Origin of the sequence: Pontibacter amylolyticus, assembly GCF_014638845.1 — a bacterium.
In the GTDB taxonomy this organism is placed as follows: domain Bacteria; phylum Bacteroidota; class Bacteroidia; order Cytophagales; family Hymenobacteraceae; genus Pontibacter; species Pontibacter amylolyticus.
The window spans coordinates 226,319-239,106 of the sequence record NZ_BMFP01000006.1 but is presented as its reverse complement, the minus strand read 5'-3'; the positions used below and the strand labels follow the sequence as shown (position 1 = coordinate 239,106).

Genomic DNA, 12,788 nt, shown 5'->3' with positions numbered 1-12,788 from the left:
TTAAATAAACCATGTATATCCCGACAAAAGATGTACAATTTGTTTAATCATGAACCATAAAGTAACAACTATGAAAATGCGAATGCTAAAACCTCTTGCCGTTTTCTTTGCTGCAGGCTTTTTATACAGCTGTGCCAGCAGTAACGACGCAATGGATACTACTGCCATGGACGAAACCACGACCATGAGCGAGACCACCACCATGGCCGGTGATGATGCGACTACCACAGAAACAGAAGTAACTGAGACCACTACCACTGACATGGATACTTCTTCCACCATGGATGTCACTGCAGAGACCAGCTCTATGGCTATATTGGATGCTGCCAGAACAAAAAGCGAAATCTCTACTTTCATGGAGTTAATCCAGGCGGCCAATATTTCAAAAGCTTTTGAGCAGGAAGGTGAGTTTACCATTTTCGCCCCATCTAACGAGGCCTTTGAGAAACTCCCTGCCGGTCAGCTGGATTTCCTGAAAAAACCAGAAAACAGAAATGAACTGATCAAGGTGCTGCAAGCCCACATCATTTCGGGTAAAGTGATGACAAGCCAGCTACAGGCGAACCAGCGTATCCAGGTGGGTCAGGATGACTATATCGAAGTAGCGAGCGCAGGCGCTGCCCCTAACTCTTTCACTATTGGTGGAGCCAACATTGTAGAGTCTGACATTGAGGCCAACAACGGTGTGATCCATGTGGTGGACCGTGTACTGGTAACTGCTGACGCCGTAACTGAAAAAGAATAACCGACAGCATTATAACATACTGAAAAAGCCTTCCTCCACGGAAGGCTTTTTCATGATCAGCCTTCGAAAAACCCGCTTATTGTAGAGGAAACGCGCACTGCCTGACTTCATTTTGCAACCATAGAGTAGGTGAGCCGTTACAATAAACTAGTCTGCAAAAAAGTAGGCATCCTTACATTATACTAATACAAACTTAAAAATTCAACTATGGAAAGAGCAAGCAATACGAACATGATGACAGCCATGTTCCGGGACCGTGACAGCGCAGAACGCGCCTATGAAGAACTGCGTGCACGCGGATATGACAAAGATGATATCAACGTAGTATTGTCGGATGAGGGACGCAAGCGCCACTTTAGCGGTGATCTGGACCGTGACGGCGATACTGAACTGGGTAATAAATCGCTGGAGGGAGCCGGGGCCGGCTCGGCCATCGGCGGTACGCTTGGTGCTATTGTGGGTGCTGTGGCAGCCATAGGCACTTCCGTAGCTATACCTGGCTTGGGTCTGGTAGTGGCAGGTCCGTTGGCTGCTGCCCTGGCCGGTGCCGGTGCTGGTGGCCTGACAGGCGGCCTGATTGGTGCCCTGGTGGGTGCCGGTATACCTGAAGAACGCGCCAAGGTGTATGAAGAAGGCGTGAAAGAAGGTAACATCGTGCTGGGCTTTAAGCCCCGCACATCAGAAGATGCCCGTTACTTCGAGGAGCATTTCCAGAAGCACCGCGGAGAGCACATCTATTACTAAGGCCTAACTGCCTTAAATAAAATCAGAGGCTTGGCTTTTCCCTTGTGGCGAAGTCGAGCCTTTGTCTTTATATCCTACCTTGATGGTGATACGGAAGAGGCCGGTATACAATAAAATAAACATATACTGATCATTCTTCCGTATCCCCTTATAGCAATTACATCTATCGAAAAACAAAAAATAAGACTATGAAAAACCTATGGATGGCAGCCACCCTCACACTGGGCACGCTTGCCTTTGCATCCTGCAGTTCCGATAAGCAGGAAACCAACACCACCGCCGAGGTGGACACCGAAATGAACACTACCACCCCAGTGGATTCTACCCTGAGCGAAGACAAGCGCGAATTTTTAGGGAAGGCGCACAGCATCAGCACGCAGCAGGTCGAACTGGGCAAACTGGCAGTCGAAAAAGGCACAACCCAGCAGGTGCGTGACTATGGCCAGCAGATGGTGGACATATACTCCAAAAAACTGGACGAGCTGCAGGATATCTCAAAGCGGTACAGCGCCACGTTGCCGCAGCAAATGGAAGAAGACCATGCCGGACGTGTACAGGAGCTGCGCGATAAAAACACAGAGGAATTTGACGGAGCCTACTGGGAAACCGAGGTAGAAGCCCACAAAGAAGCACTCGAGGCGTTTGAGGATAACGTGAAGGACATAGAGGAGACAGACAACACCACGTTTAATCTGTGGGCCCGCAATATGGGGAAGGAAATCCGGGCGCAGATGGAAAACGCCATGCGGTTCAGGCAAGATCACAAAAACTAAACACACAGAACGGGCGGCGCTGACAGCGTTGCCCGTTCTGTTTACATACCTTGCTTCAGTACGCCTTCCAGTACCGCCCAGGTATGGCGGGCCAGTAGCTTCTGCCCTTCCGCATTCGGGTGCACGCCGTCGGGCAGGTTGAGGTGGCGCATGCCGGCCACACCCTCCAGCAGAAAAGGGACGAAGGCTACATTGTTTTTGATGGCCAGCTCCCGAAACAGTTTTCGGAACTCCTCCGCGTAGCGCCCTGGCACAATATCAGGAATCTCCATACCTGACAGAATGATCTGTGCATCCGGATGCTTGTGCTTGACCTTGTCTATGATCTGCTGCAGGTTCTGTGACGTTTCCCGGGCAGGTATGCCCCGCAGTCCGTCGTTGGCCCCGAGTGCCAGCACAAAAACATCGATTGGGGCAGACAGCCAGCGGTCCAGCCGGTACAAGCCACTTGCCGTGGTATCGCCACTGATGCCTGCATTGATCACGGTATAGCCTTCGTATCCTTCCGCTTTCAATTTCTCCTGTATCAGCGACGGATAGGCCTGTGCCGTCGGCAACCCATACCCTGCTGTCAGGCTATCTCCGAAAAAAAGTAGTGTCTTCATAGTCGTTTGGTCCTACTATACCTTGTTGAGCACCCGCCGCCGCAACAGCTATACCTGTGCGAAAGAGAGCAAAAGCGCTGCACACCAGGTGAGAGCACCCTGGGTCAGGCCGCAAGGTTTAGGCATGCTCGGGAAACGAAAAAAAAGTCAGAACAGTTATATGAAGAAGTGCGGCTTTGCGTAAAACAAGCAGGCGAACTGTTTGTTTATGCTGAGCCGACGCGCTGCTTTGCGATAAAGCGATATTTATACTACATTAGGACTCGCCTTAAAAGAAATGCCCGTGGCCTCATCTGCGGCACTACTTTTGCGTAGACAATGTGTGGTCCAACTAACTAAATTAGATGCTATCCTTGACAACCAGATTAAAAATATTCCTTTCTGTACTGGCCGTGGTCCTGCTTACGGGCTCTTTTATCCTGTACAGCAAAAACAACAGCACGCCTGCCGGGAAAAATGAGATACTGATCAAAGCCCTGATGCAGGGTTTGAGCACGATGCACTACAAGCCCGAGAAGGTGGACGACAACTTCTCGAAAAAAGCTTTTGGGCTATACCTGGACCGCCTCGATTTTAACAAGAAATTTCTCTTAGAGTCGGACGTGGCCATGCTGCGCCAGTACGAGACACAGCTGGATGACCAGCTGCGCGCCGGTTCGTTCGAGTTTTTCGACATCTCGGCAGACCTGATCGAGAAGCGCACCAAAGAATCAGAAGCTTTCTATAAAGAGATACTGAGCAAGCCATTCGACTTCTCGAAAGAGGAGAGCATTGAGTTGGACGGCAAGAAGCTGAAATACGCCAAAGACAAAAACGAGCTGAAGGAAGCCTGGCGAAAGCAGCTGAAGTACCAGACGCTGGTGCGCCTGGCCGACATGCAGAAACAGCAGGAAAAAGCCACCGCCAGTGCTGCCAGCAAGGAGCCGCGCAAGACCATGGAACAGTTGGAAGCCGAAGCGCGCGAAAAAGTGCTGACAGCCTACAACGAGCTCTATAAGCGCCTGTACCAGGTGACCCGCGACGACCGCCGTTCGACTTACATCAACGCGGTGGCCAACGTGTACGATCCGCATACAGGCTACTTCCCTCCCAAAGCCAAAAAAGACTTCGACATTGAATTCACAGGCCGACTGGAAGGTATAGGCGCCTCACTGCAGGAAAAGGACGGACAGATCAAGGTGATGGAAATTGTGCCGGGCAGCCCGTCCTACATGCAGGGCGATCTGAAGCCGGGCGACGCGATCCAGAAAGTGGCCCAGGGCAGCGGTGATCCGGTATTGGTAGAAGGCATGCGCCTGGACGATGCCATCCAACTGATCCGCGGTAAGAAAGGAACTGAAGTACGCCTGACCGTTCGTAAGCCAGATGGCAGCACCCGTATTATCCCGATCGTGCGTGATGTGATCGTGTTTGAAGAGACCTACGCCCAGAGCGCGATGATTGATGAAAAGCAGAAGATCGGGTACATTAAGCTTCCTGGTTTTTATGCCGACTTCGAGCGCAAAGGCGGCCGTAACAGCGGCGAAGACGTGAAGGCAGAGATTGAAAAACTGAAAGCTGCCGGTATGCAGGGCCTCGTGCTGGACCTTCGCAACAACGGGGGCGGTTCACTCGCCGACGCTGTTGAGATGGCTGGTCTGTTCATTGACCAGGGCCCGATCGTTCAGATCCGCACGTCTGCCGGCAAAACCGTAGTGCTTGATGACCGTGACCCGGAAGTACAGTACACCGGCCCGCTGGTGATCATGGTGAACTCTAACAGTGCATCCGCCTCTGAGATTCTGGCGGCAGCGATGCAGGATTATAAGCGTGCCGTGATTGTGGGTACGCCAACTTTCGGCAAAGGCACTGTGCAGCAGTTCGTTGAAATCGACGAAGCCCTGCCTTCGCAGTTTGACCCCTACAAGCCCTTTGGAGCGCTTAAACTCACCATTCAGAAGTTCTACCGCATCAACGGCGGCACAACCCAGTTGCGTGGCGTGACACCTGACGTGATTCTGCCGGACGCGTACAGCTACCTGGAGTTCGGTGAGAAAGAGCAGGAATACGCCCTGCCATTCGATGAGATCTCTCCGGCCCGATACAAGCCCTGGACACGTTCTAAGTTGAACATCCCGGCAATACAGGCCAGCAGCAAGAGCCGAGTTTCGGGCAACGAGAGCTTCAAGATTATTCAGCAGAGCGGCGAAAGGCTGAAAAAGCAGGTGGACATTACCACCCGCTCCCTGAGTCTGAAGAAGTACATGGAAGAAGAGAGAAAGAGCGAAGTGGCGAACAAGCAACTGGAAGACGCTCAGAAAAACATTCCGGTGCTGAACGTGTCTCGCCTGAAAACTGATTTGCAGACCATAGCTGGAGACACTGCCAAAATGGCCCGCAACAAGGACTTCATGAAGTCGCTGCAGAAAGACTTGTATGTAGAGGAAGCGGTAGCGATCATCAAAAACGATATTAAGTAATTCTTCTTAATTGACAATAATAGAAGCCGGCTATGTAGATAGCCGGCTTTTTTTTATTTTGCAGCTTAGCCTTACCCAAACCCAACTCATGAAACACTTCAACCTAATGCAGGGCTTCCGATCGAAGCGCTATACCTTGTCTTGTGTGGCCGCCGTGCTCCTCGCCTTTTCCAGTTGTGCTCCCCGCCCTCAAACGCAATCCGAAGCCGGAAAGCGAGGCGTCGTAGCCGACAAGGCCATGGTGGTATCTGCCCACCCCGATGCTTCTGACATTGGCCTGGAGATATTGCGCAAAGGCGGAAATGCCTACGACGCAGCCATTGCCACACAATTTGCGCTGGCGGTATGCTATCCGGTGGCAGGCAATATCGGAGGCGGCGGTTTTTTGGTGTACCGTCACCACACCGGCGAAACGGGCGCGCTTGACTTCAGAGAGAAAGCCCCTGCCGCCGCGCACCGCGACATGTACCTCGACTCGCTGGGCAATGTGATACCTGACCTGAGCCTGCTCGGCCACCTGGCAGCAGGCGTACCCGGCTCGGTTGACGGCATGATCAAGCTGCACGAAAAGCTCGGCTCCCTGCCTTTTGCCGAACTCGTACAGCCCTCCATCGATCTGGCCCGCCGTGGCGTGGTGCTGACAGCGCGCGAAGCCCGTATGCTGAACAATGCCCGGGAGGAGATGATCAGGTATAACAAGCACACTCCCTACCTCACCCGTCAGCATGCCTGGCAGCCCGGTGACACGCTTTATCACCTGGACCTGGCGCGTACCCTGGAGCGCATCCGCGACAAAGGGCGCGATGGCTTCTACGCCGGTGAAACAGCCGACCTGATTGTGAAAGAAATGCAGCGCGGCGGCGGACTGGTTTCGCACCAGGACCTGCGCGATTACAATGCCGTGTGGCGCACCCCGATTACGGGTCAGTACAAAGATCTGAAAGTGACCTCCATGTCGCCGCCCTCGAGCGGAGGCATCGCGTTGATGCAGCTGCTCACCATGGTAGAGCCCTATGACCTGAAAAGCTTTGGCTGGCAGCAGCCCCAGACCATCCAGATCATGACGGAGGCCAAGCGCCGCGTATACGCTGACCGGGCCACCTACCTCGGCGACCCGGACTTTTACAAAGTACCGAGCAATGGCCTGCTGGACCGCAGCTACCTGCAGGGGCGCATGCAGAACGTGAGCCTGGAGCGTGCTACGCCATCTTCAGAAGTGAAAGCAGGAAAGCTGCCCATCTACGAATCAGACCAAACAACCCACTTCAGCATCGTGGATCAGTTCGGCAATGCCGCTTCCATCACCACGACCATCAATGGTGGCTATGGCTCTATGGTCATGGTAGAAGGCGCCGGCTTCCTTCTCAACAACGAAATGGACGATTTCAGCGCGAAACCAGGTGTCCCGAATATGTTTGGCCTGATTGGGGGCGAAGCAAACTCCGTGCAGCCCGGCAAACGCATGCTCAGTGCCATGACACCGACCATTCTGGAGAAAAACGGCAAACTCTTCATGGTAGTGGGCACGCCGGGCGGCTCTACCATCATCACCTCTGTTTTCCAGACCATCCTGAACGTAGTGGAGCACGGCATGACCATGCAGGAAGCCGTAGCCGCTCCCCGCTTCCACCACCAGTGGCTCCCTGAAGAGATCCAGCACGAGCCAGACGCCATCTCTCCTGAAGTGCGGGCCGTTCTGGAGGGCAAAGGGTATAAGCTGAAGCAAAGAGGCAAGTATGGCGCGGTGGAAGGTATACTGGTGCTGCCTAACGGCAAACTGGAAGGTGGTGCCGATCCGCGCGGTGACGACACTGCAGTTGGCTTCTAAACAGGTATAGCCAACAGGCATTTTGACGAAGGCCGATTATTTGCACAAACCTCAATAAAAGGCGAGAGCCTGTAGGTATAGCACCTGCGGGCTCTCGCCTTTTTCATTGTGCTATACCTTAGCTGTTCCTACGCTTTTCGATAAATCCGCCAATGTAGGTGGCCAAGGCCGCTATACCTGTGGTACTCATCAGACCGAACATCAGCTTCCGGCGGTTTAAGGTAGCTGTGTCAAACTTGGCTTCTGTCTCGGCGTTCGGCACGGCAGCCTGCAGGAACGAGCGGAGTGTCTGGGCGAGCAGAAGTCCGGTGATGCCGACGGCCACATGCGCCATAGTTTGGTCACCTTTTTCCAGGTTTTTGCTCAAGAGCAGCAGCCCGCTTCCGGCCACTGCAGGTATAAGCGCCGTCTTGGGTCGCTTCTCGTTCATAAAATAACTACTCAGGCCTGTTCCGATTAGGGTGGCGGCGTGCACGTTGTTTATAATTTGCGGTTTGTCTGTCATAGTCGTTTCCATTGATTTGTCTATTAAATACCGGTTGCCCTTTGTCTTGGTTATACCTATACGAACGCTGTTGGCTTATAAACCGCTATACCTGTCTATAAAAAAATGCCCATAAAAAAGCGGCCTCCTACAAGGTAGAAGGCCGCTCCTGTTATCAGTAATTGGTTAGTTTCTTACCAGCTTGGCCTGATATACCTTGCCCCGTACCGCCACCTGCACGTAGTACATGCCGTTGCGCAGGCCGGCTACCTTCTCGTTCAGCTGCTGCTGCATGCTGCTCAGGTTACCGTTCAGTTCATACATCTTCGTGCCGTTGGCAGAACGCAACTCCAATGTCATCTCATCCATTACCGATACTTCCACTGGCAAAGAGATGTTCACCACAGGGCCTTGCGTCGGGTTCGGATACAGGCGGAAAGCCAGATCCTGACCATTGGCTATACCTGCCGGGAAGTCGTTGTCGCGGATGGCGAGTGTGAAGCTGCGGGCTGTAGCGGCTATACCCAGGTCAGTGGTTACACCGTTGATATGGAACGTAACATGCTCCGTTGGTTCCACCAATTTGTCGTCTGCAATACTCACCTCGAAAGACGCAGCAGTAGCATATGCTGGCACCTCGACGGCAATCACATTATTTGCCGCGACAGGTGCCGTGGTATAATCTACTGCAGTGGCAGTAGCGCCATCCTTTACCGTCAGGTATACGGTATGCGCTTTTGGCTGTGCAGCTGAGATGTTCAGGTTTACGGCAAACGGTTCATCACCCTCGGTTTTGGTCAGGCTTGGCGCTGAGAAGGCAACAGTTGGCGTAGTGCTGAAACTGAAGCGGGCCGATACCGGTACGTGGTCGGACGTTGTATTACGGTAGCTTGGGATCAGGCTGAGCAGTTGGTTCTCAATTGTAACAGATTCCTCGATGTACTCATCCACCAAAGACCTGGACACGATGATGTGGTCCAGGAAGCTCTGGAAAGAGCCACTCGCGTAGGTATAGCCACCTGCTACGCTCAGGTCGTACGTCAGCGCTTTGTAGTTTTCATCCTGCACAAACGGGTCCAGGGAAGATGGCAGGTTATTCACCACCGAGATGTCCACATCGTCGTTCATGTCGCCCAGCATCACCAGGTTGACGTTCGGGTACTGTGCTGCCAGGCTGTCCTTGAGCACCTGCACGTCGTACTTGCGCTGGTTGTATGGCGTCACGTTGGTACCGGAGTTGGCTCTCGTGTGGAGGTTCACCACATAGATCTGCTGCGCCACGCCGTTTACGGTGGCTTCCAACTCCACCAGCAGTGGCAGGCGGCCGCTGGCCCAGAAGCTGGTCTGCGCAGCAGGATAATTTGGCAAGTTAGCTGTACCGGCCAGCACATCCTGATACAGTTTGTGGAGCAGCACTTTCTGGCTCTTCACTTTTACCACGTCCTTCTTGTAGGCGATGTAAAGCTTTTGAGGCACCAGGTTACGGCTTGGATCCCAGGAATAAGAATGCACATCAGAGCGAACGAAGTCATACGCCGGCAACTCCGCCATCAGGCTGGCCATAGCGGCATCGTTTGCAATCTCCTGGAAAGCCACGATATCGGCGTCTAGTGCCTGTAGTGCCTTTTTAGCGTTCGCAAACTGCAGTTCTTCGTCATTAGGGCCAAGTTCCTGGCCTCTGTCGTCTTTGTCAGCGCCAAACCACTCCAGGTTCCAGGACACGATGTCCAGGGTGCTGCTCTTGGGCAGTGAAGAGCCAGTCATGGTTCCTTTTACAACAGTGAAATCACCGCTTGTGTACGTGATGTTGCCTGATGACTTCAGTTTAACGCTTGCTGGCTTGTAGCGCACGTATACCGTGTTAGAAACGCTTGCCTCGGCCGCCGTATAGTTCAGAGAACTGGCATAGGTCTGTCCATTCTTCGAAAGCTCGAAATCGGTTCCTACTGACAGGGTCATACCTTGCGGGTAGCCAACAGCAGAGAAGTTGAAGGTATAGGGAGCAGAGGCGCTCGGCACTTCCACCACTCCGAAATCTACGTTAAAATCACTGGTAGCGAGCAATTGGTCTACGTTCTCTACTGCAAAATCGTCCAGGGTCCAGCGGGCGGCTCTGTCTGTCTCAGCCTCAGACGCATACACAAACGCCACATGCACAGAAGCACCTTTGTAAGCCGTGAGGTTCACAACCGACTGCTTCCATACATCGGAAGCCTCAGCAGGGAAATCACCGTTCAGCTCTGTCCAGTCTGCTGTAGCAGGTGCACTCGATCCGTCGTAGTTGGTGGACACCATCAGTTTCAGACCAGGGCCTTTGAAAGCGGTTCTGGTCCAGAAGGAAAGGGCGGCAATGTTGAAGTCAGACAGGTCCAGTGCAGGAGAAATCATCCAGTCTTCGTTTTCGCGGGCGCTGCCGGCAAAGCCGTTGATCTGCACGCCGTTGTTGCGCGGGCTCTCAGCCGTCTCTCTGCCAAACGTAGTACAGCCCCATACCTGGTCGCCGGTTACGCTATAGGCTTTCCAGCCGCCTGGCAGGGTGGTACCGCAGCTGTTGAAGTTCTGCACGAACGGGCTAACCGCATTGGCTGTCAGCTCGGTTACAGCAGTGGCTATACCCTGGCCGCTATGCGAAATCGTGCCGGACAGAGCGCCTGTTGTAGTTGGCACCACGCGCACATACACGGTAGGGTTAGCGGCCATTTCCTCGGCAGAGAAAGAAATACTGGCAGCGAAACCAGCGGTCGCCTGCTTTGAAACCGTGAAGCCTGCTGTGGCAGTCAGCTTCACATTACTGGTAATGTTGGCGCTCGACAAGGTATAGGAAGAAACGCTAGCCTGGTTCAACACCACATCGCCAAAGGCAAGCGTGGCTGGAGCCAGCACGATGGGGTTCTTGCTGTCGCTGAGGCTGGTCACCGCGATGTTGTCCACGGCAAAGCTTGGTCTGGAGCCACCGCCACTGATCTGGCGCGTAGCCCAGCGCAACTGCACCACTTCCTGGTTTTCAGCCGCCTCCGGTAGCGTCACAGTAAAGGACTCTACCTTCTGAGGATCGGTATTCCCACTTATAGCCCACTTCTCCGTATTGTTTTGATAATGTGAGCCCTCAATGCTGGTAAAGGCACCACTTGTACCAACGCGGTACTGCAGCACGATTTCATTGATACGGGTGTTGCTCCCGCCGTCATACGGGTTGCGCAGCGTCATCATATCAAACGCCACATTGACAGCAGTCTTTTGCAGGGTGTTGATGGCAAAGGCGATGCTCAGGTCGAGAGAACCACTGTTCAGCAAACCTATCCTGCCATTGTAGTTGTGGATGGCGCCATTGGTGGTGGTGGAGGTGCTGTTAGCCAGCATGGCTCTGTCAGCAGTTGCCGGAGTCGTTCTGAAGCTCGCTCCGGGACTAGTAGACAGTAACCAGCCTTGCCAGCCTTCCGGATAGTCGGTAGAACTGTGGGGCAGACCGTTGAAGTCCTGCGTGTAGGGCAGCGATTGGGGCTGCGGGTTTGTCTGCGCTAAGGCTTCGCCGCCGGCCAAAAGGGCACAACAGGCCAGCACAAAAGCAGAGGCTTTTTGTAGATGTTTAAACATAGGTATAAGAGAGATTTGATTTGTGACGTGTAGGGGGCACGAAAGCGTACTGCACTGACGTGCAATGGGATATGGGCACAGGGGAGCGCATGAAGATCCATCGGATGCAAAGGTAAGCAGACGCTCCCAATCCAATGTTACCAAATCATTAATATAATTTCAACTTTATATTTTAGACGCGCTATACCTTGCTTAATGCCTGCTCTATATCCTTGATCAGATAGTCTGCATCCTCCAGACCGATGTAAAAGCGCACCAGGTTAAAAGGGAGTTTCCCTTTGTAGTTTGAGTCCTTGTCATAGTATGCGGCCGCCGGGTAGATCAGTGACTCGTGTCCACCCCAGGAAGCCGCCATTAGGAAGTGCTGCAAGCTGTTGCAGAAGTCTTCCACCTTCTGCATATCGTCTGTTCTGAGGGCAATCGTAAACTGCCCGGTGTTGTTGCGCAGTTGTTTTCTGGTCAGCTCATACTGCGGGTTCGAAGGCAGAAATGGGTAATAAATCTTTTCGACCTTCTCCTGGTTTTCCATCCAGGCCACCACCTTTCGGGTCGTTTCTGCAACGCGTTCCATTCGTACGGGCAGCGTGCGCAAGCCACGCAGGAGCAGCCAGGCATCGTGCGGCGCCAGAATGGCACCAAGCGTCATAAACTCTCCCTGGAATATCCTGTTGATCATGTCGCGACTCCCGCAGATCACGCCGCCCATGGTGTCGGAGTGGCCACCGATGTACTTGGTGCAGGAATGCACAACCAAGTCCACACCCATCTGCAATGGATTCTGATTGAGCGGTGAGGCAAAGCTATTGTCAATGATGGTGCTGCAGCCATGGGCTTTGGCAAGCGCCGCAATGGCCTCTATATCCTGCTGCTCGAAGGTGAATGAGTTCGGGCTCTCCAGGTATAGCAACTTTGTGTTGGGCCGCAAGGCCTGGCGGTAGTTCTCTGTGTTGGTGCCGTCCACCATGGTCACCTCCACGCCAAACCTTGGCAAAAAGCGGTTCATCAGCACATTCGTCCAGCCGTAGGGTTTATCGACGCTCACTACATGGTCACCTGCTTTTAGCTGCGAAAGCACCGCCGCTGAAACTGCCGCTATACCGCTTCCAAAAGCAATAGCATGCTCCGCTCCTTCCAGTGCCGCCATCTTTTTCTCGAACATGGTCACAGTTGGGTTATTGCCGCGTGTATACAGGTAGGACTCCGCCTCATTCTGAAGCATGCGCCGCATCTCGTCTACCGTTTTACTGGCAAAATTGCTGGTCTGCAGGATGGGGGGCGTTACAGCATTATAATACAGTTCGCGGTCTTCGCCCAATTCGTTCAGGATGTAAGATAGCTCCATGGTACAAGGGTTTTGTCCCCTTTTGTACTCTTATTCTGAGCTTCAGGTTATGAATGCCTCATCTTACATTTACCCATCTTTTACAGGTATAGGTATAGCCAGAAACGGCCTTTAAAAGTGGCTGGTTCAACAGCTGTTTACTGTCTCAAAAAATATTTTACAATTACTTTATAACGTATTGATTTTCAATTAATTAAAATCATTAAAACACTGC

The 12,788-nt window shown here is 52.9% G+C and carries 9 protein-coding genes; 5 read left to right on the top strand and 4 right to left on the bottom strand.

The window, feature by feature from the left end; all coding sequences use genetic code 11:
• The first annotated feature begins 70 nt into the window (after window positions 1-70).
• From IEV97_RS16165 to IEV97_RS16155, 3 genes are all read left to right on the top strand, one after another.
• Window positions 71-745, top strand: a complete 675-nt coding sequence (locus IEV97_RS16165) for a fasciclin domain-containing protein (RefSeq protein WP_229733984.1) — start codon at window positions 71-73, stop codon at window positions 743-745.
• 207 nt (window positions 746-952) lie between these two features.
• On the top strand, window positions 953-1,489 hold the full coding sequence (locus IEV97_RS16160; RefSeq protein ID WP_188502532.1) for a hypothetical protein: 537 nt from the start codon (window positions 953-955) through the stop codon (window positions 1,487-1,489).
• Between the two features lie 188 nt (window positions 1,490-1,677).
• Window positions 1,678-2,262, top strand: a complete 585-nt coding sequence (locus IEV97_RS16155) for a DUF4142 domain-containing protein (protein WP_188502531.1) — start codon at window positions 1,678-1,680, stop codon at window positions 2,260-2,262.
• A 41-nt stretch (window positions 2,263-2,303) separates the two neighbouring features.
• Here the strand turns inward: IEV97_RS16155 and IEV97_RS16150 are convergent, their stop codons facing one another.
• Entirely contained in the window at window positions 2,304-2,867 is a 564-nt protein-coding gene (locus IEV97_RS16150) for an arylesterase (protein ID WP_188502530.1), read from the bottom strand.
• 344 nt (window positions 2,868-3,211) lie between these two features.
• On the opposite strand from IEV97_RS16150, the gene IEV97_RS16145 reads away from it, so the two are divergent.
• Entirely contained in the window at window positions 3,212-5,326 is a 2,115-nt protein-coding gene (locus IEV97_RS16145) for a carboxy terminal-processing peptidase (protein WP_188502529.1), read from the top strand.
• 88 nt (window positions 5,327-5,414) lie between these two features.
• On the top strand, window positions 5,415-7,154 hold the full coding sequence (gene ggt, locus IEV97_RS16140; RefSeq protein ID WP_229733983.1) for a gamma-glutamyltransferase: 1,740 nt from the start codon (window positions 5,415-5,417) through the stop codon (window positions 7,152-7,154).
• A 118-nt stretch (window positions 7,155-7,272) separates the two neighbouring features.
• Here the strand turns inward: ggt and IEV97_RS16135 are convergent, their stop codons facing one another.
• The 3 genes from IEV97_RS16135 to IEV97_RS16125 all read right to left on the bottom strand — a co-directional run bounded on the left by IEV97_RS16135 (window position 7,273) and on the right by IEV97_RS16125 (window position 12,574).
• Window positions 7,273-7,659 carry a hypothetical protein gene (locus IEV97_RS16135; protein WP_188502528.1) on the bottom strand — a complete coding sequence of 129 codons (387 nt, stop codon included), beginning with the start codon at window positions 7,657-7,659 and terminating at the stop codon, window positions 7,273-7,275.
• Between the two features lie 165 nt (window positions 7,660-7,824).
• Entirely contained in the window at window positions 7,825-11,232 is a 3,408-nt protein-coding gene (locus IEV97_RS16130) for a choice-of-anchor J domain-containing protein (RefSeq protein WP_188502527.1), read from the bottom strand.
• Window positions 11,233-11,413: 181 nt separating this feature from the next.
• Entirely contained in the window at window positions 11,414-12,574 is a 1,161-nt protein-coding gene (locus IEV97_RS16125; RefSeq protein ID WP_188502526.1) for a trans-sulfuration enzyme family protein, read from the bottom strand.
• Window positions 12,575-12,788: the final 214 nt, after the last annotated feature.

What these genes read in the sequence shown, in the direction of transcription:
- IEV97_RS16165 (WP_229733984.1), top strand. Translation starts at nt 71, where the DNA reads ATGAAAATGCGAATGCTAAAACCTCTTGCCGTTTTCTTTGCTGCAGGC.
- IEV97_RS16160 (WP_188502532.1), top strand. Translation starts at nt 953, where the DNA reads ATGGAAAGAGCAAGCAATACGAACATGATGACAGCCATGTTCCGGGAC.
- IEV97_RS16155 (WP_188502531.1), top strand. Translation starts at nt 1,678, where the DNA reads ATGAAAAACCTATGGATGGCAGCCACCCTCACACTGGGCACGCTTGCC.
- IEV97_RS16150 (WP_188502530.1), bottom strand. Translation starts at nt 2,867, where the DNA reads ATGAAGACACTACTTTTTTTCGGAGATAGCCTGACAGCAGGGTATGGG.
- IEV97_RS16145 (WP_188502529.1), top strand. Translation starts at nt 3,212, where the DNA reads ATGCTATCCTTGACAACCAGATTAAAAATATTCCTTTCTGTACTGGCC.
- ggt (WP_229733983.1), top strand. Translation starts at nt 5,415, where the DNA reads ATGAAACACTTCAACCTAATGCAGGGCTTCCGATCGAAGCGCTATACC.
- IEV97_RS16135 (WP_188502528.1), bottom strand. Translation starts at nt 7,659, where the DNA reads ATGACAGACAAACCGCAAATTATAAACAACGTGCACGCCGCCACCCTA.
- IEV97_RS16130 (WP_188502527.1), bottom strand. Translation starts at nt 11,232, where the DNA reads ATGTTTAAACATCTACAAAAAGCCTCTGCTTTTGTGCTGGCCTGTTGT.
- IEV97_RS16125 (WP_188502526.1), bottom strand. Translation starts at nt 12,574, where the DNA reads ATGGAGCTATCTTACATCCTGAACGAATTGGGCGAAGACCGCGAACTG.